This window comes from Vibrio palustris (genome assembly GCF_024346995.1).
Lineage (GTDB): Bacteria > Pseudomonadota > Gammaproteobacteria > Enterobacterales > Vibrionaceae > Vibrio > Vibrio palustris.
The window spans coordinates 42,145-66,818 of record NZ_AP024888.1 but is presented as its reverse complement, the minus strand read 5'-3'; the positions used below and the strand labels follow the sequence as shown (position 1 = coordinate 66,818).

The following is a 24,674-nucleotide window of genomic DNA, read 5'->3' as shown; positions in this document are numbered from 1 at the left end:
GGTTATTCAACCTCTCCGATGAATTCACCGTCGGACGCCGATAGCACAATCCGGGTAACCGGTTCTTGAGCTGCAAGTTTATTGAGTAATGCTAAAGAAATCGGCGGTAACATCTGCCCTTCAATAATCGCTTCTAGCATCCGTGCGCCGTTTTCCGCGCGCGTCGCTCGGCTCAGAATTTCTTCGATCAGCGCCTCTTCGACTACCACTTCGGCACCATAGCGTTGCGTAAATAACGTTTCTAGGCGAGTTAACTTACCTTTGACGATTTCTTTAAGAACATCACTATCTAATGGCATGTAAGGAATGACTTCCATACGTGCCAACAGCGCAGGTTTAAAGAAATCAGCCAGCTCTGGATACAATGCATCATCAAGCTCTGGAATATTGTCAGCATGGTCGACAATCGTCTGAAAACCTAGATTCGACGTCAGGAAAAACACTACATTTTGACAATCAATCTTACGACCTTCACCATCATTTAGTTCACCTTTATCAAACGCTTGATAAAAGATATTTAATACTTCTGGGTGCGCTTTTTCGACTTCATCGAGCAAGACAACCGAGTAAGGCATTTTGCGAATAGCCTCGGTTAGAACCCCACCTTCACCATAACCAACATAACCTGGAGGTGAACCAATAAGACGAGATACGGTATGCTTCTCTTGGTATTCAGACATATTGATAGTGGTTAAAAACTGCTGTCCACCATACAACTGCTCAGCAAGCTGTACGACGGTTTCTGTTTTACCCACACCACTTGGACCCACTAATAGAAATGCACCTTTCGGACGGCCAGGTCGACGTAAGTCGGCACGGGCAGTCAATAGATGACGATGAACACGTTGAATCGCAGTATCTTGGCCTTTGATTGATTTACCCAAGATTTCAGTTAAATGGGTAATCTTATGCAGTTCGTCAGAGTTCATTTGATCAACTGGCACGCCAGTCCAATCAGCAATCACATCGGCAATTTGTTCGGCATCCACTTGCGGGTACATTAAGCGTTCTTTATGAGGAACCGCTTCTAGCTCTACATATTTTGCTTTCAAATCCGCTGTCAATGTTTCGATTTTCTCTGCATCAACTTCCTCAGCATCGGCCGCTTCCATAAGCTCAGCGCGTAAGTCCACAATCGCTTCAACCACACCGCGCTGCATGTTCCAAGCATCAGTTAACGTCGCCGCTTCTGTTTCAGCGTGATCTTCGAGTTCGCGTAACTCTTCAAGGCGAGTTGTATTAACGTCTTGTCCAAGATACGTCGCACGCTCTAACATATTGATCTCAAGCTTGCGCTGATGGCATTCTGTTTCCAACAAGCTAATACGCGTCGGTGGTGTGGTCATATTAATAGCAATACGCGCACAAGCCGTATCCAATACATCGATGGCTTTGTCTGGCAATTGACGGCCTGAGATATAGCGTGCAGATAGCTCTGCTGCCGCTTTCAATGCGTCATCAGAAATCAATACGTTATGGGCTTTTTCATACACACTGTTCAATCCACGCAGAATATCAACCGCTTGGTTGATACTCGGCTCGTCCAGCTTCACTAACTGGAAGCGACGCGTTAATGCCGGATCTTTTTCAAAGTACTTTTTATATTCTTTCCAAGTCGTTGCCGCAATTGTACTTAATTCACCTCGCGCTAACGCAGGTTTTAACAAGTTTGCCGCATCGCTTCCGCCTTCTTGATTACCTGAACCAATCAAGGTATGCGCTTCATCAATAAAGAGAATAATAGGCTTAGGAGAATTTTTGATGCCATCAATGACGCCTTTCAGGCGTTTTTCAAATTCACCTTTTACTGAGGCTCCAGCTTGAAGCAAGCCCAGATCAAGAGAGTATAAGTCGATATTGCTCAATTGCGTTGGTACATTGCCCGCCACAACTCGCAAAGCCAAACCTTCAACAATCGCACTTTTACCGACACCAGCATCACCGACCACAATCGGATTGTTTTTACGACGACGACATAGAATGTCGATCATTTGATTAAGTTCCGTTTCACGGCTTAGTACAGGGTCTAACTCACCATCACGTGCTTGCTGAGTGATATTGGTACAGTATTTATGTAGTGGTGATGAGTCACCATTAAGTACCGACGCTTGGCCTGACGCTTTTGCCTCTTTCTCAACCGCCGTTTCTGCTGACTCTGACAAAATGGTCGCGAAATGCTTAGTTAAATTTTCACGATTAATACCTTCAAGCAGCTTAATCAGTTTTAGTGGTAAATAGCGGTCTGAACGAGTGAGAGCCGCCAAAAATACCGCGCCAGAGCGCAGCTCTGTCTGTTCTAACGTTGTGGTTGAGAGCAGCCACGCTTCTTGTAATACTTCAACGAGCAATGGTGAGAACGCAGGATAGGTGTCTAAACTTTGTTCGCGTGCATAACTTGCTGCCAACGCTTGCTTCACACTATCGAGTTCAATACCAGCTTGCTTCAAGATTAAACGCACATCTGATAACGGATTATCCGTCAACACATCCAGATAATGCTCTAGTGTCACTTCTGGGTGTTGGCGTTCAATACAGAGTGATGCAGCCTGCTCAAGCGCAAGTTTGCTTTGCGCGTTTAATTTTGCGATGAGAGTGGGTAATTCAATTCGGATCACAGCGAACCCCTAGCCTATAGTTATTATTAAAGTAATTGATTGAGTTGATTAACAACATCTGACGTTTTTTCATGAAGTACGACGGTATAGCCTAAAAACACGCCAACCCAAAGTAGCGCAAAACCGACGAATATTGACCAGATGGGCAGTTGATGACTCAACTTATACCGCGATTGCACCACATGGTCGGTGGCACTGGTTAGCGCCCCAGCTGGCTTGTCATCTAAGCCTTGAATCAATTCATAAAGACGAGTGATCACACGCTCACGTTCTACATGCCCACCCTCCATGACTCGATATTTACCTTCAAATCCCAGCACTAAACAGTGATAAATGAACTCAAGTAGCGTTTTGTAACGCTTTGGTTCGTCTTCAAGACGCCCCAAAATCGTAAAGACTTTTTCACCACCCCAAGTTTCATTATGAAAACGTGACAACATCGAATGTTCAGCCCAAACACTGGATGCTCCCCACTCTGTTCCCATCACGGCTTCATCTAAAAACGCACACAGGATGTAACGATAAGCCATCAAAATTGCATGCTCATAGCCTTGCTCTGAGAGTTCAATTTCAATGGCCTTAATCTCTTCAATCGTTTGTTGATAGATTTGTTCAATATTGTCGCAGTCCGTTAAAGAACGAACTCGTAACGACAGACCAAATAATGGTGTTGCTGCGTCAATCAAAGCATTCGGGTTATCCCCACGTAACTGAAACCAATAATCTTGGTCGTAGTTAATTTGATCAACGTCATCAAACAATAAGTCACTGTATTTTTGGTCTCTTTTTCCTGACGCCATGCTTAGCTCCTAATTGCCCAAAATTGCAGATCAAGGTCTTCAAATGCCGCTGCAACGTGGAAAGCGAATCCACTAGAATTTTTCAACATTCCCCACGCTTGGCTCGATTTATCCAACTGGTAGTAGGTATAACCGGCGTGATATGGCAACTGACGAGGTGCCACAGGTAGGGATATCAAAGGGATACCTGGTAACTGTAATGAAATGAGCTCGCGTATTTTCTCAACTGAAGAGACTTTGGTTTGCTGAGTAAATAAACGACGCAATTCTTCTTGTGGCATCCGCGCTTTGACGGCAATAATAAATTCTGCACTGTCCATCAATTGCGGATCGTGTACAGGGGCCACCATCAGACCAAATTTACGTTTATCTAACTGGATAGCAACCGCTCGAGGTTCCAATACCACACTTAAGCTCTGGCGTAAGTTGCGGATCAATGGACCAAACGACTCACCAGGCATGTCATGATTGTAAGTGGGTAAGGTTGGCGGGATACGACTTTCAGACGTAAAGGTCGACAACTCACCACACACTGATGACAAACATTCAAACAAACGCTCAGGATGTAAACTACGTAGCTCGGCTAAATGTTGCATCTGTGGTTGCAAACGGTTAAGTGATTGCAGCAGCATGAAATCCGACACATCCGCAACCCCACCTTGTGAAGGCGCAGAAATGCGTTGTGCGATATTTTTTGCACGCTCTCTCATTAACCCCGACATTTCATTGATGAAACGGTGCAAATTGGTATGCCCAACCACATTGTAATGACAAGGCATAAAATCTGGGTCGAGAACTACACTCCCATCTGGACGCTTTTCCAAAATACGTGCGATAGCAATCGATGCATAGGCACTACGGTCATCACGCTCTAGCATGAGCTGCATTTTAATCGGCGACACGTCTAACGTGGTGGTATCCCCTTGCGGAGTATGAACATCACGCACATCTAAACGACGACTTTCATAACGTCCGGTCCCTTTCTCTTCTGGCCAGTTCACTTCCATCAACGACTCACTGCGTAGCGGTACAGCCAAATAGATTAACTGGTTAGCAAGCGACGCATCCTCAATTTCTAGCGCATCTGGCAGATTGTCTTCTTGAGGAATACGGAACGCTGTACCATCAGGCATAATACCGACAGCTCGTTCGATCGCGATACGACCAAAAGACAAATATTCTGGGTTAAGCGATAACTCGGCCACGCCGTATAAGTAACGACTCGCCGCGCTGATGCGCTCATCAATGTAATATTCCGTGTAGCGTTGTTGTTGCTGGAAATGTTGTGGCTTAATAAACAGCCCTTCATTCCAAATAACGCGATTACGTGCAAACATGGTCTATTATTCCACCCGTTTTAATTTGACGTTATAGTCTTTAAACAACATCAATAAATGGTATACACGACCTTTATTGATGACTTTTACCGCTTTCTTCCACTCACTCAGCTCTGGGTCTGCAAAGTGTGCAACGACACCAATATAGTGCGTCTCTTTACTGATTGGGATGGAATCCACAAACTTAAATTGCCCCGGCATGAGTACATAGTCATAGCTTTTCACATAGTTGCTTTTCAGAGCATCTTCATAGTCATTTTTTAACTGGTCGTAATCGGCCGACATAAACATTGAATCATCTTGTAATTCAAAGACTTGAATCTCTATAGGTGAGGCTTCACCCCAAATACTTGGGTTAACCCCTTCGTCTGCAACTAAGCTAAACGTGACTTTGGTTTGCTGTTTCGCTGGGTTGTTAGCTTGTTCTGATTCACTTTCAGAAGAGCCACTACTACACGCGGTCAGCACCAGCAATGGAAACAGCAACAACAGCAGTTTTTTCACGATTACAACTCCATTTGTTTTTCACGAATTTTTTTATCGTAAGCTTGTTCAAAAATTTCCCAGAACAGTTTTTCAAAGCCACGCTGACGATTAGACGTTAATTCATCATAGTAATTGCAATACATGTCCCACGCCCACGCTTGATCATTATCGCCATGATTATTATCTGTATTGCGTTTGTAATGCTGAAAACGGCGTAGCAGGACTTGGGGAGAAAAAGCGGCAAGAATTTGCGCTAAAGCTTCTGACGTTGCAAATTGCATCGCTTCGTTATGATCACTGACATTTTTTAAGCTTTCTGCAATTGCAGCTGGGGCAGACAAATGCACCAAACTTTTCTTGGCGTCATACATAGTATGGATTGTGTCTTCATACGACATACCTAAACGCAGCGGGTTGTCTTCAATCGGCTGTAAGTTACGGTTCATCGTGCTAAAGCGACCATCACTGGCTTGTTGGTTAAGCTCAAGTAGCCCCTTAATACATGCTTGTAGTGACTCACCGAGTTCTTGCGATAAGAGATGCATACGTTGCATGTCACTATCATCAGAGATATCGACGCCTAACCCTTGCAGCATAGGTCCAGTTAGTAAGTGCTGACTTCCCGAGCCGGATTGGGGTGTACTTTGTGCAGAATAGTCATCAGCCTGCTCAGGCTGAATACTTTTCGCCACTTCTTCTTCAAGCAAATCTAATACTTTTTCATCCATTGGAGTGCCCTCTGATACGTTGTTTGTCGTCGTGTCGTTATTATGTGTATAGCGTGGTGCTTGAGACGATGGCTGCGATACCGCTTGCGTCTCTTCACTGTGTTTTTTCTTACTTCCAAAGCCCAAAATGCGCTTTAAACGGATAGATGATGTCATTTCGTACTCACTGTCAGCTTGGGGGGTATAATCCAAATCATTCAGTACTAAATTGTCTTCTGGTACAAGAGAGCTAGGCTCTTCCAGTACGTTCGTGATTGGATCGTCAATCAAAGATTCTGTGTCTTCTCCAGTACCGGCAGACGCGTCTAAAGCCAGTAATGGATCCGCATCAATTTTGACATCATCATTATGGTGTTCATCTTTTTCTTCGTCAGACGCATCGGCGAGCAAATCCACTTGATTCGATGAAAACATGAGCTCTAAAGGACCATTAGATGGGTCGTCCTCTGCTGCGCCAACCAGTACTCGTATACGATATGGCCCGACACTGATTTCATCTTTATGCTCTAACTGCGCTAATTGATTCATGCCCAATGGCATGTGCGACCCATTGACATAAGTTTCACCACAACGATCGCGTAAGCAATAAGCGCCATCGATGGTCACGACTTCACAATGTACGGGATGGACTTTGCCTTGCGTGTCTTTCAGATGCCAAGTTGAGAAGCTATCAGCACCGATTGTTCCACCTTCTGATGTCCACTTAGATTGGGCCGTCAAGCCTGATTCAAGTAATTGAACATTGGTCACAAGTAGCGTGAGCGAGGTGTCGTTTGCTGAAATCATGGTTATTGCCTCACTTGAATTAATACATGTTGATCTTGAACATCCTCTCCAAGAAAAGAGGTCCAACCGAGTGCTACCGAACTTTGCGAGTTCAATTGCATTGGTGGGGCTTCGTCCTCAGCCATAGTAAGCTCTAAGTCGTAAGCCATTTGTTCTCTTAAAATAAATTCGACTAATTTAATCAGTGATTGATGCTCTTTACCTGACGGTAAGAAATCAGCAAACCGAGCACGACTTAACTGGCCTATTTTGATAATGAACTTACCGTTGCAATCCATCACCGTCTCACCAACCATTGTATTGACACCAAGCTGAGCGTTTTGCATACCCAATGCCATTTGCTGTCCAGGGTCAATATCGACCTTACGTCTTACCCATTGTTGAATACTGACGTCAGGCAAATCAAAACAGTGAGCAATAATACCTGCGACAACCTGAGGCGAACGACTTCGACCTGCTAGTGTGCCGGCATACGCCAGCATCTTGCACCAGTTAATCGGTGTATCACCACGTAGGTCAGGATCACCCAAGCCAACCAAGGCAAACAGTTGCGCAGAAAAATCATCTTGCGCATCTGGCTGAAAACGAATGTGATAACGATATTTACGCCACACTCGATACACTAAATTGATTAAACGATTACTAAAAAAATCAAAGAACGGCTGCTTAAAACCACCCGGTTCTTCCGTCGCGAGTTGCTCTGTAATAAATCCCGGCAGTGGGGATTGAGCGCCCGAAAGACCAAAAAAATTGGTCAACATCACCAAACGGTCATCATCACGATCATCTAATGCAGACACATCGGATGGTGAGAACCCCAAACTTGGGTTAGCGCTAAAAACCAGCCGACATTGACGCTCCCAATCTTCCGATTCAGGATTAATACCTTTAACTTTTTGTAGCAACTCAACCAATTGATAAAAGTTGTAAGAGCGCACATTGTCCGGTAATTTCACTGGGGATGCCTGCTCGTGGTTGACTTCTAAATCAACGGTTGCATTCCGGTCTGTGTTCCCCATGTGTATTTCTCTTGGTTAGTAACATTGAGAATGATTAACTCATGAAATGAGTTAATGCTGGCATACAATGAAAAGAAATGACTCAAGACCGTTCCAAACAAAAACAGGTCTCCTTCTGAGCCAAACTTATCTTGATCGATATGCATCGTGCTTTGTAAGCCTCTTACGGGTAATCCCCGTAATATTTTATCCACTGGCTTAGAGTCAATGCGTTGGATGCCTTCCAAACGCTGCTTCCCTACTCGCTCTGCTTGGCGATCAACCAACGCCCTAAAATCATAAGCGCGTAATACACTGCTCAATGCATCTTTAGATAGCAGTGATAAATAGTTTAACGATAAGTTAGAGATTAAAGTCCATAACAAACTGCCATCAAGTACTGGGCGAAGCGACTGAGTGGGTACAGTAATGTTACGAAACGTCGCATAAGGTGGAGAGGTATCCGTAGGCTCACAGATATCACCAACACCCAGCTCTAATGGCAGTAAACGATTGGTACACGTTAACTTGACCGACACGGCTTCATCCACATCTGTCGATACCGTTTCATCGCTGCGTACAAAGGAGACGAAAGTATCGAACCCATCACCACGGATACTATCTTTAGTGCGTGTACGGAAATACAATGCTTTACGTCCACGTACCCGTTCCACTTCATGTTGAAAACTTTCAAATGCTGAATACACTCGCTTTTCACCACGCACTCGACGTCCCGCTTGAGTTGAATCTTGCCAACCTGTCACTGAGTCAACACTGAACACCTCGTAATGAGAGGGGTAGCGGCTTGATGGCATAATTCGGTATTCAGATTTTTTACCAGTTAAGTCAATAGGATCAGCATCATGTTCGAATAAGTTGATCACCGGTGTACAGTACAGCTGAAAGTTATCACGACGGACACGTACATCGGTTGGCAGCGTTTTCGAAAAACTGATCTTCAGCGTAAAATCGCCGTGTACTGACTTCGGCAACGCTTTATCTAGCCCTGCTACATCGATGAAATGAAAGGCCTCTGGGAATGACAAGTATTCTTGTAATATACGATAGCCTTCATACACGTTTTTAGGATATGGCAGCAACGACTGATTGGCATCAAAACCTACTGTTGAAAAAGCATCGTGTGGCAGCGCAAATTCAACACCATTTACCTCAACACTAATTTTGTGTAAGTAGTGGTTTAGCCATAAGTACAACATCTGAGAGCTGTATTTATCACCACCAAGATAAAAACGTAAATCATCGAGTCCGGCTTCTCCCGCACTGATGTCACCGTTTAGGCACATATCAAGCCGGATAACACTGGCTTGGCGTGAATGCTCGGCATTGATATCCGTCATTTGGAGTGGATATAAATTAACATCACGACAAGTACGAAAATGACATTTAGTCCCAAAGACAGGTTTACTATCAAGCTGAGTATCACGTTCAACTGTTTGCTTTTCGCTGACACTTTTGTCTGGATCGAAAGCAACGACACTCATGCTAGGAACTGGGCGCAAATAGTTCGGCCACAGCATATTAATAATTGAGTGAGTTAACTCAGGAAATTCATCTTCCACTTTTTCACGTAGACGTCCCGTTAAAAAAGCAAAACCTTCTAGTAAGCGCTCAACATCTGGGTCGGTATTACGACCGTGCAGAAACCTTGCAAGCTGCGGATGAATTTCAGTAAATTCTTGTCCTTGCTCTTTAAGAAAGGCGAGTTCTTCTCTGAAGTACTTATCTTGAGTCATATAAATTAGTACACTCGGTATTGTCGATTCTGATCCAGCAATAAATTGAACTGAATCTTGTCATGTAATGCTTCGCTATTCAGTGTGGCTACAATATGAAATCGTAGTGTCAGTGGATCATGCTCATTCATCTCTGAGCGTACCTGAATATTGACCAAACGCGGTTCGTATGTTTTCAAACAGTGCTGAATAGCCAAACGAATTCGTAATGATAAGTCCATGGTTTCTAACGTCGCGTCATTAAAATCAATGAGCCCTAATTTTGGTGAACTTTCTGCACCACCAACTCGGGAATTTAAAATATTAGAGACGTTACGCTTTACAGACTCGAGCACATCCCATGCCTCTGGCCCTTGGGTCAGAGACATGGGCTTGGAACCGGCTTCTAAACGTTCAAAGAAGCCGACGCCAAATGCACTCTCTTCAGGTGCAATATAAGTCATAATTATGCTTGATCCAGACGGCCAACTAATGACAACTCGAAGTTCGCACCCATATATTTAAAGTGAGGACGAACAGCAAGAGAGACTTGGTACCAACCAGGATTGCCTTCAACATCCGTTACTTCGATTTTAGCGGCGCGTAAAGGACGACGGCTACGTACGTCTGCTGGTGGGTTTTCTTGATCGGCAACATATTGCTTAATCCAACCATTCAACTCACGCTCAAGATCTTGACGCTCTTTCCAAGAGCCAATCTGTTCACGCTGCAGTACTTTAACGTAGTGAGCAAGACGGTTGATGATCATCATGTACGGTAACTGAGTACCCAACTTATAGTTCGTTTCCGCTTCTTTGCCTTCTTTCGTATTAGGGAATACTTTTGGCTTTTGAATTGAGTTTGCAGAGAAGAACGCAGCGTTATCGCTACCTTTACGCATTGTTAGAGCAATGAAACCTTCTTCAGCGAGTTCAAATTCTTTACGGTCGGTGACTAGCACTTCAGTAGGAATTTTCGATTGTAGCGTACCCATAGATTCAAATACGTGAACCGGTAGATCTTCGACTGCACCACCGCTTTGTGGGCCAATAATGTTTGGACACCAACGGTATTTCGCAAAGCTATCTGTCAGACGAGTAGCAAAAGCAAAGGCAGTATTACCCCATAAGTAATGCTCATGAGAATCGCTAACGTTCTCTGAATAGTTAAACGTTTTAATCGGGTTTTCTGTTGGGTCATAAGGCACACGCAGCAAGAAACGCGGCGCAGTTAGGCCAAGATAACGAGCATCTTCTGAATCACGCAATGCACGCCATTTTGTGTACTTAGGGCTTTCGAAAATAGATTTAACATCTTTGATGTTTGGTAATTCTTCAAATGAGTCAATACCAAAAAATTCTGGACCAACACTAGAAATAAATGGAGCGTGTGCCATTGCACCCAATGCACCCATATATTGAAGGAGTTTCATGTCCGGTGTTGATGGCGTAAATGCATAGTTACCAATGATTGCGCCTGTTGGCTCACCACCAAACTGACCATAACCAGATGAATAAACATGCTTGTAGAGACCTGATTGAGATGTCTCTGGAGCAAATTCAAAATCGTCTAATAGCTCATCTTTAGTCACATGTAGGATGTCTACTTTGTTATTCTCGCGGAAATCAGTGCGATCAACAAACAACTTTAGACCACGCCAAGAAGATTCCATTTGTTGATATGATTCATCATGAAGAATCTCATCCATCTGTGAACTGATTTTTTTATCTAGCTCAACCAACATTTGATCAACGAGAGATTTATTAACCGGTTCTTCAGTTTGATCGGAACCTATTAGATTCTCGATAAAGGCAGCCACACCTTTTTTCGCCACATCATAGCCTTCTTCACTTGGCGCAATACGAGTTTGCGACATGATTTCATCTAGAAGGCCGCCTTCAGCGAGTTGTGTGTTCTCTTGCAAAGATTCAGTTGTAGACATCAGCTTTGTTCCTAATTATTTATGTTTTGGCAAAATCGTCAAGTTAGCCGAGTGGCTATCACTCGTTATCTGGATTAACTAGGTTCAGTTCCGCAAGCAGTTTCTCGCGCGAATCTTCAGAAGTCAGTAACTCTTGAAGACGATCACGGAATGCTGGAATATTGCCTAGTGGACCTTTAAGAGCAACGAGTGCTTCACGCAGCTCGACAAGCTTCTTTAATTCAGGGACTTGTGATGCAACAGAATCTGGGGAAAAATCAGCTAAAGAAGCAAAATTGAGATCCACCGCCATCTCTGCGTTTTCTTCATCAGACAGCTTGTTTTTAACTGTTGTGCTCAGTTGCAGATTGCTTTCACGCATCACAGATTCAAAGTTGTTTTTATCAACAGAAACTGTGCCGCGCTCTTCTAATGGTGTGTCTTCTGCATGACCTTTAAAATCACCGACTACAAGGGTTTTCAACGGTAATTCAATTTCTGCCTGCTGATCGCCAGTGGCGGGTACATATTTGATATTAATACGCTCTTTTGGAGCGACACTTCCTTCTTTAGACATGATCTGTCTCCACTACCTATGCCGATTATTGTAAACAGTAAAAATAATCATTAAAAATACTACTTTACTGTTACCTAATTAATTATTTTCATGTAGAAAAATACGTTTACTCTACAAAAAACAATTTCTTCACTAACATTGCCTAAGACTTACTCGCTCGCATTAAGTCGAGATAAATCTATATTTAAAATAAATAATCACACATCCCAATATAAGTCGTGATTATAAAATCGCTGTTTTTCTTTTAATTTTTTTTCAATATTTTTTGATGCTTTTAATTCATCCGGTGAAATAATTTTCATTACGTCTGAATAATGCTGCTCAATATTTTTATACAGCTCGTCCAAGCGATCATTCCCTGCGGTATCTAAGTACACATCAAAATAGGCTTTCGCAGTCGCCAAATCTTTTTCAACAAACTGATAATTAGAACTATAACCACTTAAAATCATAGCGACAGCGGCCAAAGAGGTTAAATCGCCCTCTTTAATTGCTTGCTTACGCCATTGCAGAGCTTGTTTAAACTTACCTTCATTTTCAAGTAGTTGAATATATTTTCGAATCGCTGGAATGTATCCTTGTTTGGCCGCATCGGTGTACAATTGATATTCAGCTTTTTCTCGGCTACCAGGCGCCCAATAGCTTCCCTTACCTTGGCTAATTTGTTGTGCTTTTACCATTAAGGCTCGCGGATAATGACGTTCAACAGCCTGATCTAGATAGTAATCTGATAGCTCTGGTTTGGATTTTTTATAATATTCAGATAATTCAAACAGCGCACGCGTTGGATGGCTTTGCCCTAAAGTGACAACGGCATTGAAATACTCTCTTTCCCAATACTGCCTTTCACGTAAGCGTAACCATTCTCCACCTTGATAAAGGCTTTTCATTGCTCGAATGTTGCCATTATGAGCAGCTAATAAAAGATAATCACGTGCTTTTGCCGGGGTTCGAATAGTGGTTTTATAATTGGACAGTTCCATTGCGTACAAGTAAGCCGCTTGTGTATCGCCTTTGTCTGCTGCATATTTCAGATAGGTACGCGCTCGGTTATTTTTGAATTGAGCACGAAGATTTCGCCCCTCAATATATGCTTGATGAGCAGTGAGTTTTTGTAAATCATAAGCGTTTAGATCATTGCTGTCGTTGTCTGCTGCATGCACTCCACACGGCAAAGTTACCATTGCAATGAACATACTGATTGATGCTGCTTTTTTCGCTGAATTAAACACTGCAACCCCTTAGATAAACCACCGAACTGACATTTTTCTCTAACACGACAACAGACGTGCTCGAAACAATTACATCACTCAAACAGAGCATTAGGCTAGTATCTAAAGGTTTGCTGATTCACCCTGCAAAATTACCTTAGGTAAAACGTCAAACTCATTATTTTCTGACTTTATATAAGTAAAAAAATATTACTTTTTAGGTTATCTTGTTGATTATTAATGCTCATTTCCATACTCCGTAAGCCTTCATTATAAATATCCGAGCCTGTAATCTAAGCATTATCTAAAAAGGTAACTAATTTTTGAGATCACTGAAGCCTAGCCAACCTCAGTCATCAATGACTTATAATTCGTGACAAAGAGTGTATTCAAAATAATCTTATCAGTAAGCTATTCTTAGTGCTTTTGAGATAGAGATTCCAAAAATACTTAAACCCTAAATTATTACATTTTACTGACTTTGTTATGGTTATGTCAGAAATGATTGTTTTAACTACAATCTTCATTATCCTGACTGTTTCCAAATTATTCGTTATCATCGCAATAATTCACTGCCAATAGCAATGATACTAAAGGATAGTTTGAATGATGTCTTCAACACGCGAAATCTTTTGACACAAATTCACACTGCTAACTTTTCCTTGACATAAACCCCCAACATTATTGGAGCAATATCACAAAAATTTTCTTTATGTAAATTTAATATCAGAAACATTCGTTAAATAAATTAAGACAATTTATACGGTATTAGAGACGATATAAGAACCCATGTATAAATAATCACTTAAAAATAGTAAGACTTTATTCGACCATGACAAGATACCGTCTATCATTTTATATAAAGTCGATGGCATAAATACTATTTCATACATTGTTACCAACTCTGAGTCGTCAATCCTACCTAAGTGGGTATCTACTCCACACTAGATTTATAGGGCAAATATAACCTTTGTCTTTAGTCTACTGCTGACATCACGGCTAGCCATGAGTACAATCCTCAGCACATTACATATCAGGTATACTCACACATGTTAGACTCGGCGGCTTATTTTCATTACTTCCAGACTTGTATTGATGGCTTATCAGTGCCGGATACGTTTACTTATCCCTTCTGTTATGAGCCTCATCCATTATGTGAAGCGGCCGTGCAAGACTTGCAAGCCCATTTAACAGACCAAACAGATTGGCATCATCCGTTTGGTATTGAACACACGACCGACGGCGACCATGGTAAGATGTTTGGTGTGCTTGTAGTCAAAAACTCCGCAGATGAACTTGGTTATCTGTGTGGTTTTTCAGGTTTGCTCGCAGGCTCTCTACACCAACCAGGATTTGTGCCTCCTGTCTTTGATCGTGTCGGATACTCGGCCACCTTTAAGCAAAAATCTGATTATATTGCATCACTTAATGCGCAGGTGAATCAGTTAGAAAACTCTGCAGAGTTAGCTCAATTACACAAACAAAAAGATCGGCTCAGTCAACAATCATCAGAGGAACAAGGTGCGCTACGACAAACAATCATTGAACAAAGGCAGTGGCGCAAAGCAGAAAGACAACGTCTACTGCAAACACTATACTCCAGTGAAGAGATCGACAAACGTTTATACGAGCTCGGGCAACAAAGTGTCAAAGAAAAACGCGATCAAAAAGCATTAAAGCAACACTGGCTAACACAACAAGCGCAAGTCGACGCACAAATCGAAACGTTTGAACAACGTATTACACAACTCAAAGAAGAACGTCGTGAGCACTCGGCAGAAGTGCAACGTTTTCTATTTAACCACTATCACATGCTTAACTGTCACGGTGAGTCGCGCTCACTAATCGATATTTTTAGCGCTTACCCTGATAGCGTACCACCTGCGGGTTCCGGTGAATGTGCAGCGCCTAAAATGTTACAATATGCATTCCAACATAATCTTAAGCCAGTATGCATGGCAGAATTTTGGTGGGGAAAATCATTAAAATCATCAATTCGTCAACATAAGAAGTATTATCCGGCGTGCCAAGCCAAATGCTATCCGATTCTTAATTATATGCTCGCTGACATCCCTATGGATAATAATCCGCTGCAAGTGAATCAAGCCGAACACCTTAATATTGAAGTGGTATATCAAGATGAGGCCATCATCGTTATCAATAAACCCTCAGAACTCTTATCAGTTCCTGGTGTTCATGTAAAAGACTCCGTATTAACACGCTTACAAACCGAGTATCAAGATCGTGAGGGTGTCTTTGTGCTACATCGCTTAGATATGTCGACATCAGGTTTACTCGTGTTCGCGTTTACGCGACGGGCTAATAAAAATCTACAGAAACAATTTATCACTCGTCAAATTGAAAAACGTTACGTGGCTGTCCTTGAAGGAAAAGTAAGCGCTGACTCTGGTGAGATACGTTTACCTCTAAGAGCCGACTTAGAAGATCGACCTAGGCAGTGTGTCTGTCATATCGATGGTAAAAGTGCCAAAACCACATGGACAAACATATCAACCAATGCACAAGGTGAAAGCCGTATTTACCTTTATCCTCATACGGGCCGAACCCATCAATTACGCGTTCATTGCGCCCATCATGATGGATTAAACTTGGCAATAAAAGGCGATGATCTGTATGGCAAGCAAAACCAGCGCCTTCACCTTCATGCCGAACAGTTAAGCTTTGAGCACCCATATACGCATGAAAAGCTATGCTTTGAAGTGTCTGCGCCTTTTTAGTGGCTCAATCGGATACGCTCACACAAATAATAATGAGCTCACACCACCGCTAGACGACTGGTCTAATTTAAGTTAGTTTAATAAATATGAAATCTTTAGATACTAAACAGCACATCTTAGATGTGGGTTATCAAATTGTTGCAAAGAAAGGATTTACCGGAATGGGATTGTCTGAGCTATTAAAGGCTGCAGGTATACCCAAGGGATCATTTTACCATTATTTCCAATCAAAAGAACAATTTGGTGAAACCTTACTACAACGATATTTTGACGACTATTTAGCCAGAGTAGAGTCCTTATTTAAGAGTAGTGACGGTAATTATTACCAAAATTTGATGCGATTCTGGCAATATTGGGTTGAAAACAACCGTTATCTTTGTGAGTCTGGGCAATGTTTGGTAGTCAAACTTGCAAGCGAGGTAAGTGATCTTTCCGAAGCAATGCGGCAAGTCATGGTTAACGGGACTCACCAAGCAATACAATTAATTGCTGCTTGTATTGAGAAGGGCAAACAAGCTGGAGATATTCAAGTCAATGACAGTCAAGCTCTGGCTGAATATCTATACGAATATTGGTTGGGCTCATGTTTAATGAATAAGATTCGCCAAGACGATGTCAGCTTGCAGCGAGCGCTTGCAAGAACGGAGCAGCTGCTAAAAGGCAATAGCACCATTTAATAAGATGATAGAAATACCCGCTCGGCGAGCGGTTTTTTATCACAAACGACTAGACGACCGGTCTAATAAAAAGGAGACCTTCCATGACAACAATTCAAAATCAACGTTTTGTGTTAGCTTCTCGCCCACACGGCGCGCCAACTCAAGAGAACTTTCGTTTAGAAACTGTAGCTATGCCATCATTAAAAGACGGCGAAATATTACTGAGAACCATTTATTTGTCTCTTGACCCTTACATGCGCGGACGCATGAGTGCAGCGAAATCTTACGCGGCATCGGTTGAAATCGACGATGTGATGGTAGGCGGAACAGTATCGCAAGTAGAGCAATCCTCCAATCCCGATTTTAAAGTCGGAGAGTGGGTTGTTGGCTTTACTGGCTGGCAAAGCTATGCCATTTCTGATGGTGAAGGATTACTGAAGTTAGGCATGAACCCTGATAAGCCTTCTCACGCGCTCGGCGTATCAGGCATGCCTGGTTTTACCGCCTATATGGGATTACTCGATATTGGTAACCCTCAGCCAGGTGAAACTATCGCCGTGGCAGCAGCGACTGGGCCAGTAGGCGCAACTGTCGGACAAATAGGTAAAATCAAAGGTTGCCGAGTCGTTGGTATTGCTGGCGGCGAAGAAAAATGTCGTTATGCGGTAGACACTCTGGGCTTTGATGCTTGTATCGACCACAAATCGGATAACTTTGCCGAGCAACTCGCGAAAGCATGTCCAGACGGTGTGGATGTCTATTTCGAAAATGTCGGTGGCAAAGTATTTGACGCTATGATGCCTCTACTTAATTCAAGTGCGCGTATTCCTGTCTGTGGATTGGTTTCTCAATACAATAATACGGCTTTACCAGACGGGCCTGATCGCCTTTCTCAATTGATGGGACTTTGTTTAACCAAACGTATTCGCATGCAAGGCTTTATTATCTTTGATGATTATGGCCATCGTTACCACGAGTTTGCAGACCAAATGGCGCAGTGGGTATCTGAAGATAAAATTCAATATCGTGAACAAATGGTAGAAGGCCTTGAAAGCGCTCCAGATGCCTTTAAAGGGCTCTTAGAAGGTAAGAACTTCGGTAAGCTTGTTGTGCATATTAATGACCCATTGGAGCAATAAATATGATTACTCTACACCATCTAAACCAATCGCGTTCTAAACGAATTATTTGGCTATTAGAAGAACTTAGTTTGGACTACCGTATTCATGCTTATCAGCGCGATGCCGTAACTAATCTAGCGCCACCGGAACTGAAAGAAATTCATCCATTAGGTAAATCGCCAGTCATTGAAGACAACGGGCAAGTCATTACCGAATCTGGTGCGATCACTGAATATTTGATTGAACGTCATGGCTTACATCTCATGCCTGCAAAAGAGTCCGCCAGCTATGCCGAATATTTACAGTGGCTGCATTTTGCGGAAAGCTCTGCCATGCTGCCGGCGCTGCTGACTTTATTTGTTAGTAAGGAGCCAGTAAATACTGAGTTTTTAGCCTCATATGCAGGTGCCGAGTTAACGAAAGTGATGTCTTACTTTGATGATGTGCTTAGCGATAAAACCTACCTTATCGATGAACAGCTATCAGGGGCCGATATCATGATGTCGTTTATCCCTGAAGTTCTCGCGATGCTACAACAGCTAGAGACTTATCCAAATATTAAGCGCTACTATCAAACACTACTAACTCACCCTGCTTTTCAAAAAGCCAATGAGTTAGAAAAAGCACACCAAACCGCTTAGCCTAGCGTAATGAGCCCTATGTATGACGAATCATAGTTAGGGCTTTTTGTTACCGATAAACCTTGTTCCCAATTGAGAGATTGTGCTTCAATAGCCTTTCATTCCAATAGTTTTTAATGGTATTTATGAATTTTAAAGCCGCTATATTTGATATGGATGGATTGCTACTCGATACCGAACGCGTATGTATGTCCATTTTTGAACAAGCCTGTCAGGCCGTCAATATCCCGTTTTTGAAGGACGTATATTTAGGTATTATTGGACGTAATGCCGCAGGGATAGAAGAGGCTTTGAAAGCTGGTTATGGTAATACACTTGATTATCCAATGCTTCATGATGCTTGGCGCTCGCGTTATAACGCAGTTGTGACACAACAAGCGATTCCCGTCAAAGAAGGGGTGGTCGAACTTTTAACTTGGCTTAATGAACAGAATGTTCCCATTGCGGTAGCAACGTCCACCCAACGTGATATTGCCGAGATTAAACTACGCTTATCTGGATTAGATCGCTTTTTCGATTGCTATGCAACTGGCTGTGAAGTAACTAATGGCAAACCAGATCCAGAAATTTACCTCCTCGCTGCGCAAAGGCTGAACCAACACCCTAAAGACTGCCTAGCTTTTGAAGATTCTAATAACGGTGTCCGCTCCGCTATTGCCGCGCATATGCAAACTTATCAAATTCCCGATCTTGTTGAACCAAGTAACGACGTAAAACAGTTGGGACACACAATACTGCCGAGCCTACATGATGTTTTACGCCATCTGAAAACACAATAAACGAGTCGGCTGTCGTACCCGAATAAAAGAAGCATGAAAGCTTCTTTTATTCGGTATGCTACCGATAATTTACAGTGTAATTCGTTGCCCCAACTGGCTACTTTCCAATGCTGCTTCAATCAGGCGGATAGATTCTAATGCCTCATGCGCAGGCACCGGTATGGCTCGGTCTCCATGGATCGCAGCCGCGACTTGCTCAAAGTAAGCTTGGTAGGTTCCTTGCTGACCTATAACCTCGTAAGGCTTCTCTCCCTCTTGATATACGATTCCAGCTTGCTCAACTAAGCTACTATACCAGTGCTCACTGAGTGGTATCACACCTGCTTTTAAATGGCGTTCTTGATCGTCTAGACCATATTTTACGTATTTTGCTTTGGTTCCCAATACGTTAAAACGTATATTAGGCTCCGGGCTATAGAGGTTGGCATGTAAGTTCACTATTGTCTCTTTATAATCGAGAACGATATTGACGTAATCGATAGTCGTTGCGTTTGGTCTCATGATTCGGCACTGGGCTGTTACCGCGTTTGGCATGCCAAATAAGCACAGAGCTTGATCGAGTAAATGAGGCCCTAAATCAAATAATATGCCACCACCATCTTGAGCCAATTCACGCCAGCGCTGGCGTACTTCGGGTCGATAACGATCAAAGTGTGATTCAAAATATTTAACCTCGCCCAGTTGCCCTGTGGCGATCACGTCCCTTAGCGTCATAAAGTCACCATCCCAACGACGATTTTGAAAGACACTTAACAAGCACCCTACTTGCTCTGCGATTTCTATAAGAGCCTCGCCTTCTGTGCTCTTTGTGACAAAGGGCTTCTCTAAAATAACATGCTTACCATTCTCTAAAGCGGCTTTTGCTAACGCAAAGTGCACATTATTGGGAGAGGTAATAATGACTAATTCAGCTTCTGTTTGCGCTAACATCTCGTAAGGGTCGGAGTAACATTCCACTTTAGGATAATGCTGATTCAGATATGCCGATTGGCTTGAGCTGACTGCGACCCATTCAAACTGAGAAAGAGACAAAATAAAAGGCAAGTGAAAGGTTTTTGCTGAATAGCCATAACCCACAATGGCAACTTTAATAGGGATACTCGACATCAAATCATTCCTTAAAATACAATGATACTCAATGCAGTATCAACGGTATACCTATTATGACTTTCCTCCTCTCATCAGCAAGAGAAGGTCTCGGATTCTGTGAGCTCACTTAAATGGACAACATAGAGAATGATAATTAAGACTTTGTAAGTACAAAACGAAAAAAGCCTTAATCAAGAAGATCAAGGCTAATAACGGTCATTTATGAGGTCTATCTTAATTTACGCGGCAGCGATATATTGGCGCTTACTTTTTTTTATACGCTTTAATTCAGAAATCAATGCCTCAATATCAATATCAATATCAAAACGTCGCTTTAAGTTCGCTAAAAAAATCGGATCTTCACACATCGCTTTTTCAGGTTCATCACTGATTTTTGCCACCGGAAGACCATTACACTCGGTAAGTTTAATGACAATAGAAAGGGGCTTATATTCAATACCCTGCTCATTTTGCCAACCCGATAGATTATTGGTCAAAAACGTTCCAATTCCGAATGAGACTTGAATACGACCTTCAAAATACTCACAAATATCCAGCGCTTCATCAAAATCTAACCCATCAGAGAAAATAAATACTTTTTCTTTTGGATCGACGCCCATTGCTTGATAATGCTCAATCATTCGGTCACCCCAAACGTAAGGGTTACCTGAATCATGGCGAATACCATCATAAGCTTTAGCAAGATGATGATTAAAGTCAGTCTGAAAGGCATCTAAGGTTAGTGTATCCGTCGGGGCGATAGACAATTTACCACCAAATACTTTCAACCATTGCTCTAGTGCCACACGCTGTGAGTCCTTGGTATTAACCAGGGCTTGGTGCCCCATAAACCATTCATGGGCGATGGTACCAATAGGACGCAAACCAAATTCACGCGCAAAATGATAGTTGCTAGTGCCGAGCAACAGTTCTGGCATGGTTTCGTGTAAGTAAGCAATAACATCGCGCTGGATTTGTCCTGAAAAACGACGGCGAGTCCCCATTTCCGTAAGGGTAAAATTAGTAATACCACGACGAGCGATTTCTGCTTTTAAGTGCGCCACGTTCTGGCGTAGAACCGTTTGAGGTAACGATTCTGGCACATCATTCCAACATAAGCGACTGCGTACTTCTGACACAATCGACATAATAATAGTTTCATAAAGAATGGTGTCACGCCATGTGCCTTCAATACCAATACGCAGTTGTTTTTTACCGTCATGCTTAATCACGCCTAAATGCACTTGGCGCTCAGGTTGAAAATGGAAATACCGCAGAGATTGAAGAAAGGCAGAGGTTAAGTGAGGTGAACTTTCCCCCAAGTACACCATATCAGCGTCAGAGAAACGCAAAGAGCCAAGCTGCGAAATTTCGTGGCGGATTTCATCTAACAATTCAGATATGTCTTCATCGCTACGAACAATCAGCTCATAGCGAACTTGGACATCAGGATACAATGAATGTATCGCCTGCATCATGCTGATCTTATATGCATCTAAATCTAGCAAACTGCGAATAATTGTTGGGGAAAACAGGCCAGAGTTCATAAATGCCTTCCTTCATAACAGGTAAAGTCTCGTTAGTAACATTATGTTGCTAACTTTAAGGGGACAATAAAAGATGTTTATTAGTTTGTCAACTTATGTGACAAACCAATTTCCTAACTTATTTACGGATATCTCCTACACTCGCCTCCAAGCTTCACAACACTTTCAAACCATTCTTTAAGCAATTACTTTATAAACAGTAAGATAAATTTAGTTTGTCACAATCTGTTATTTACAATTGACCATAATGAACAGCTTGCCTAGAATGAGCCCATCATTAATTAGGAATACTCTATGATTGTCTCGATTGATTTAGTCTGTTTACGTCTTACTTCACAAGGAATAAAAGTACTACTCGTAAAACGCCAAAATCCTAACCGTCCCGATTGTGGAAAGTGGGCTATTCCTGGGGGCTTAGTCTATGATGAGGACTGGTCAAATTCAGGCGGAGAGCCCGCAGACGACGATTTTGAATCCGCACGCAGGAGAATTTGTCGTCAAAAAGTACATACGTTTCCTAATTTTATCAGTGACCCGATTGTCAATGGTAACCCTAAGCGCGATCCTGATGGTTGGAGTATTAGTATTTCTCACTATGCGTTATTGAATCCATCTAATGTTAAGCAAATTGAAGAGTCTGGTATGGACGCAGAACGCGCTGATTGGTTTGCGCTGACCGATCTTATGCAAGGGAGTATGAGTCTAGCATTTGACCACACTTCACAAATAAAACATGCGTGGAGCAAACTACGTGCAGCTGTGGAATATACCTCGGTCGTTTTGTTTTCATTAGAAAAAGAATTTTTGGTTGCAGATATCATCGATGCATACGCAAAATTTGGCGTTGAGGTGAGTCGAATGACAGTTAAACGCCGTTTAATCGAAACAGGCGTTATTGTCAGTGCCAATAAATTGGCCTCTTCGAGTAAAGGCCGCGGAGGAAAACCGGCTAATGTCTATCGGTTAGCAAAAAATCAAGTGACTTACTTCCAGACCTGCTTGCGTGGTTAACCACCTTAATTCGATGCGTCGTTTGCGTACACGCTCATCTTGCTTGCATCGTTTTTATTCGGTTACACTAACAAGGAAAGATGGTATGAATAGTTGCAAGCAAGCGCTCCTTGTTTACTCTGTTTCTCACTGATTCGAATCATGGACAATTATGAAACGGCTGACCGCGACGTTTAGTGGATACCTATTATTATTGAGTTTGGCAATGTCTTTATTGTCTGCAATAGGTCACTTATTCGACAGCTATTGGGCCGGCATTCCCATCTGGCTCGCAACGTTTCTCTTCTTTCCTCATCTCAAATCTTCACAAAAAAAACAAGTCATTTTACTGTTGTCTCTTGGCATTATCGGCCTTGTATATGGCAGCTTCCATCAGCTTAATACTGAGTACGTATTGCGCGCGATAGCCGCCAATCAAATGGTCGTTACCATGTTAGTCGGTGTAGGGTTTTTAAAGTTATTTGCAACCGAGCCAACAATGACAGAAAAGCCTTTACCAATTGGTAAGCGCTCACTAATAAAAACCTTAGTCGGTGTTCATTTGTTCGGCTCTGTACTCAATATGTCATCAGTTCTGATTGTGGGTGACAAATTAGCTCATCGCGGCCCAGTTACGGTGACTCAAGGAGTCACATTATTACGTGGTTTTGCCATTTGTGCATTCTGGTCGCCCTTCTTTGCTGCGATGGGGATGGCGCTGACTAATGCACCTGGCGCACAATTAAGTACCCTAATAATGTATGGAATTCCAACCAGCATTGCTGCGTTGTTTCTCAGTGCGTGGGATATAGTCCGGCAACCCAATGTTGATAAATTAGCAGGTTACCCTATTAATATTTATTCTCTGTGGATGCCTGCCCTGCTTGCAACCATTGTCATTGTTGCTCACCTTATTTGGCCAAACATTAGTGTATTATCGTTAGTCTCGCTGACATCTCTCGTTTTTATTGGTCTTTGGCTGGCATTAAACGAAGGCAGACAGGCGATAACTATCACCAAAGATCATATTCATTCAGGGATAGCTCGCTCTGCTGGTGAAGTGACGTTATTTGCCTCTGCCGCTATGCTAGCCGCAGGCGTTGCCACTTTGTTATCCTCTTTAGATTTAAAACTAGCTCCACAGCATTTTGGTGCGATGGCAGCAGTCATCACTCTCTTGATACTGATTATTCTGGCCGTCACTGGTATGCATCCTGTCACGAGTGTCGTCATTGCAGGTAGTATTCTTGCCCCATCAGTCACCGATCCTAACTTACTAGGGCTCACATTGCTCATGGGCTGGTCGCTCGGTATTACGCTATCCCCGTTTTCTGGCGTTCAACTCAGTATTCAATCCCGCTACCACATTTCTAGTTACGAATTGTTTAAACATAATTGGCGTTATGTTTTATTCATGTATGGCGTCTGTGTCATGACGCTATCGGTTTACGCCCACCTTAACGCTTAGTTTACTCGCCTAACTACCTAGCTTCATACCACGCAAGTTTCGTATCTTAGTGACTATCACTCATGCCAAATTGAATATACGACTCAATCATAAAATCTAAAGTTATCAAATCACTCTTCTACTATCGACTATATTATTTATATAACCACATGATTATTAATATTAAATAAATATAAAGATATAAAAATATGAATTTATATGATTTTTCAAACGTGATAAGCATCACAGTGATATAGTTTTCGCCAATAGCTTGGTGATCGATATTAAACGTCGTATTCGCACAGGGAGTAATGGAGTAACAACACCGACCTAGTTAGGGATAACGACTTGGTCACGTCGTGTCGTGATCACCAGAATACGTTGCAATAATATGGTTAAAACATGTGACATTTTGTGTAAATGTACTCGACCTAAACAACATCAGAAGCCGTTGAATATCTTATCCTTCAA

Annotated in this window: 20 protein-coding genes; 7 read left to right on the top strand and 13 right to left on the bottom strand. The window is 42.5% G+C overall.

All coding sequences use genetic code 11. The features are described from left to right. Positions 1-2: 2 nt before the first annotated feature. From tssH to OCU30_RS12625, 11 genes are all read right to left on the bottom strand, one after another. Positions 3-2,615 carry a type VI secretion system ATPase TssH gene (gene tssH / locus OCU30_RS12675; RefSeq protein WP_077314676.1) on the bottom strand — a complete coding sequence of 871 codons (2,613 nt, stop codon included), beginning with the start codon at positions 2,613-2,615 and terminating at the stop codon, positions 3-5. Between the two features lie 26 nt (positions 2,616-2,641). Beyond that, positions 2,642-3,415 carry a type IVB secretion system protein IcmH/DotU gene (icmH, locus tag OCU30_RS12670; protein ID WP_077314677.1) on the bottom strand — a complete coding sequence of 258 codons (774 nt, stop codon included), beginning with the start codon at positions 3,413-3,415 and terminating at the stop codon, positions 2,642-2,644. 2 nt (positions 3,416-3,417) lie between these two features. Beyond that, the gene (gene tssK / locus OCU30_RS12665; protein WP_077314678.1) at positions 3,418-4,752 is read right to left on the bottom strand and encodes a type VI secretion system baseplate subunit TssK; all 1,335 of its coding nucleotides are present in this window, start codon (positions 4,750-4,752) and stop codon (positions 3,418-3,420) included. A gap of 6 nt (positions 4,753-4,758) precedes the next feature. Then, on the bottom strand, positions 4,759-5,256 hold the full coding sequence (gene tssJ / locus OCU30_RS12660) for a type VI secretion system lipoprotein TssJ (protein ID WP_077314679.1): 498 nt from the start codon (positions 5,254-5,256) through the stop codon (positions 4,759-4,761). A 2-nt stretch (positions 5,257-5,258) separates the two neighbouring features. After that, on the bottom strand, positions 5,259-6,752 hold the full coding sequence (tagH, locus tag OCU30_RS12655; RefSeq protein WP_077314680.1) for a type VI secretion system-associated FHA domain protein TagH: 1,494 nt from the start codon (positions 6,750-6,752) through the stop codon (positions 5,259-5,261). A gap of 2 nt (positions 6,753-6,754) precedes the next feature. Next, complete coding sequence (gene tssG, locus OCU30_RS12650) at positions 6,755-7,771, bottom strand: type VI secretion system baseplate subunit TssG (RefSeq protein ID WP_077314681.1); 1,017 nt, start codon at positions 7,769-7,771, stop codon at positions 6,755-6,757. Next, a complete protein-coding gene (tssF, locus tag OCU30_RS12645; protein WP_077314682.1) occupies positions 7,735-9,504 on the bottom strand; it encodes a type VI secretion system baseplate subunit TssF in 1,770 nt (589 codons plus the stop codon). The genes tssG and tssF overlap by 37 nt, the downstream gene beginning before the upstream one ends. A 5-nt stretch (positions 9,505-9,509) precedes the next feature. Beyond that, positions 9,510-9,947 carry a type VI secretion system baseplate subunit TssE gene (gene tssE / locus OCU30_RS12640; protein ID WP_077314683.1) on the bottom strand — a complete coding sequence of 146 codons (438 nt, stop codon included), beginning with the start codon at positions 9,945-9,947 and terminating at the stop codon, positions 9,510-9,512. A 2-nt stretch (positions 9,948-9,949) separates the two neighbouring features. Then, positions 9,950-11,425 (bottom strand): type VI secretion system contractile sheath large subunit, encoded by a 1,476-nt coding sequence (gene tssC, locus OCU30_RS12635; RefSeq protein WP_077314684.1) that lies wholly within the window; start codon positions 11,423-11,425, stop codon positions 9,950-9,952. A 58-nt stretch (positions 11,426-11,483) separates the two neighbouring features. Next, a complete protein-coding gene (gene tssB / locus OCU30_RS12630; RefSeq protein ID WP_077314685.1) occupies positions 11,484-11,981 on the bottom strand; it encodes a type VI secretion system contractile sheath small subunit in 498 nt (165 codons plus the stop codon). A gap of 197 nt (positions 11,982-12,178) precedes the next feature. Then, positions 12,179-13,213: an SEL1-like repeat protein gene (locus tag OCU30_RS12625; protein ID WP_235861871.1), complete on the bottom strand. Its 1,035-nt coding sequence runs from the start codon at positions 13,211-13,213 to the stop codon at positions 12,179-12,181. Positions 13,214-14,241: 1,028 nt separating this feature from the next. Between OCU30_RS12625 and OCU30_RS12620 the strand changes: the two genes are divergently transcribed. The 5 genes from OCU30_RS12620 to OCU30_RS12600 all read left to right on the top strand — a co-directional run bounded on the left by OCU30_RS12620 (position 14,242) and on the right by OCU30_RS12600 (position 19,130). After that, entirely contained in the window at positions 14,242-15,930 is a 1,689-nt protein-coding gene (locus OCU30_RS12620) for an RluA family pseudouridine synthase (RefSeq protein WP_077314686.1), read from the top strand. 80 nt (positions 15,931-16,010) lie between these two features. Beyond that, on the top strand, positions 16,011-16,607 hold the full coding sequence (locus tag OCU30_RS12615; protein WP_077314687.1) for a TetR/AcrR family transcriptional regulator: 597 nt from the start codon (positions 16,011-16,013) through the stop codon (positions 16,605-16,607). Between the two features lie 83 nt (positions 16,608-16,690). Next, a complete protein-coding gene (locus tag OCU30_RS12610) occupies positions 16,691-17,728 on the top strand; it encodes an NADP-dependent oxidoreductase (RefSeq protein WP_077314688.1) in 1,038 nt (345 codons plus the stop codon). Positions 17,729-17,730: 2 nt separating this feature from the next. Then, the gene (locus OCU30_RS12605) at positions 17,731-18,351 is read left to right on the top strand and encodes a glutathione S-transferase family protein (RefSeq protein WP_077314689.1); all 621 of its coding nucleotides are present in this window, start codon (positions 17,731-17,733) and stop codon (positions 18,349-18,351) included. A 125-nt stretch (positions 18,352-18,476) separates the two neighbouring features. Beyond that, complete coding sequence (locus tag OCU30_RS12600) at positions 18,477-19,130, top strand: HAD family hydrolase (protein WP_077314690.1); 654 nt, start codon at positions 18,477-18,479, stop codon at positions 19,128-19,130. A gap of 69 nt (positions 19,131-19,199) precedes the next feature. Here the strand turns inward: OCU30_RS12600 and OCU30_RS12595 are convergent, their stop codons facing one another. Then, the gene (locus OCU30_RS12595; RefSeq protein WP_077314691.1) at positions 19,200-20,237 is read right to left on the bottom strand and encodes an oxidoreductase; all 1,038 of its coding nucleotides are present in this window, start codon (positions 20,235-20,237) and stop codon (positions 19,200-19,202) included. 221 nt (positions 20,238-20,458) lie between these two features. Next, a complete protein-coding gene (gene pncB, locus OCU30_RS12590) occupies positions 20,459-21,766 on the bottom strand; it encodes a nicotinate phosphoribosyltransferase (RefSeq protein ID WP_077314692.1) in 1,308 nt (435 codons plus the stop codon). A 294-nt stretch (positions 21,767-22,060) separates the two neighbouring features. Here pncB and OCU30_RS12585 point away from each other — a divergent pair, with 294 nt between their 5' ends. Beyond that, positions 22,061-22,777: an NUDIX hydrolase gene (locus OCU30_RS12585; protein WP_077314693.1), complete on the top strand. Its 717-nt coding sequence runs from the start codon at positions 22,061-22,063 to the stop codon at positions 22,775-22,777. A gap of 151 nt (positions 22,778-22,928) precedes the next feature. Further along, positions 22,929-24,224 (top strand): hypothetical protein, encoded by a 1,296-nt coding sequence (locus OCU30_RS12580; protein ID WP_077314694.1) that lies wholly within the window; start codon positions 22,929-22,931, stop codon positions 24,222-24,224. The last annotated feature ends 450 nt before the right edge of the window (positions 24,225-24,674 follow it).

Coding starts and splice junctions, on each gene's coding strand:
- icmH (WP_077314677.1), bottom strand. CDS start 3,415: ATGGCGTCAGGAAAAAGAGACCAAAAATACAGTGACTTATTGTTTGAT.
- tssK (WP_077314678.1), bottom strand. CDS start 4,752: ATGTTTGCACGTAATCGCGTTATTTGGAATGAAGGGCTGTTTATTAAG.
- tagH (WP_077314680.1), bottom strand. CDS start 6,752: ATGATTTCAGCAAACGACACCTCGCTCACGCTACTTGTGACCAATGTT.
- tssG (WP_077314681.1), bottom strand. CDS start 7,771: ATGGGGAACACAGACCGGAATGCAACCGTTGATTTAGAAGTCAACCAC.
- tssF (WP_077314682.1), bottom strand. CDS start 9,504: ATGACTCAAGATAAGTACTTCAGAGAAGAACTCGCCTTTCTTAAAGAG.
- tssE (WP_077314683.1), bottom strand. CDS start 9,947: ATGACTTATATTGCACCTGAAGAGAGTGCATTTGGCGTCGGCTTCTTT.
- tssC (WP_077314684.1), bottom strand. CDS start 11,425: ATGTCTACAACTGAATCTTTGCAAGAGAACACACAACTCGCTGAAGGC.
- tssB (WP_077314685.1), bottom strand. CDS start 11,981: ATGTCTAAAGAAGGAAGTGTCGCTCCAAAAGAGCGTATTAATATCAAA.
- OCU30_RS12620 (WP_077314686.1), top strand. CDS start 14,242: ATGTTAGACTCGGCGGCTTATTTTCATTACTTCCAGACTTGTATTGAT.
- OCU30_RS12610 (WP_077314688.1), top strand. CDS start 16,691: ATGACAACAATTCAAAATCAACGTTTTGTGTTAGCTTCTCGCCCACAC.
- OCU30_RS12605 (WP_077314689.1), top strand. CDS start 17,731: ATGATTACTCTACACCATCTAAACCAATCGCGTTCTAAACGAATTATT.
- OCU30_RS12600 (WP_077314690.1), top strand. CDS start 18,477: ATGAATTTTAAAGCCGCTATATTTGATATGGATGGATTGCTACTCGAT.
- OCU30_RS12595 (WP_077314691.1), bottom strand. CDS start 20,237: ATGTCGAGTATCCCTATTAAAGTTGCCATTGTGGGTTATGGCTATTCA.
- pncB (WP_077314692.1), bottom strand. CDS start 21,766: ATGAACTCTGGCCTGTTTTCCCCAACAATTATTCGCAGTTTGCTAGAT.
- OCU30_RS12585 (WP_077314693.1), top strand. CDS start 22,061: ATGATTGTCTCGATTGATTTAGTCTGTTTACGTCTTACTTCACAAGGA.
- OCU30_RS12580 (WP_077314694.1), top strand. CDS start 22,929: ATGAAACGGCTGACCGCGACGTTTAGTGGATACCTATTATTATTGAGT.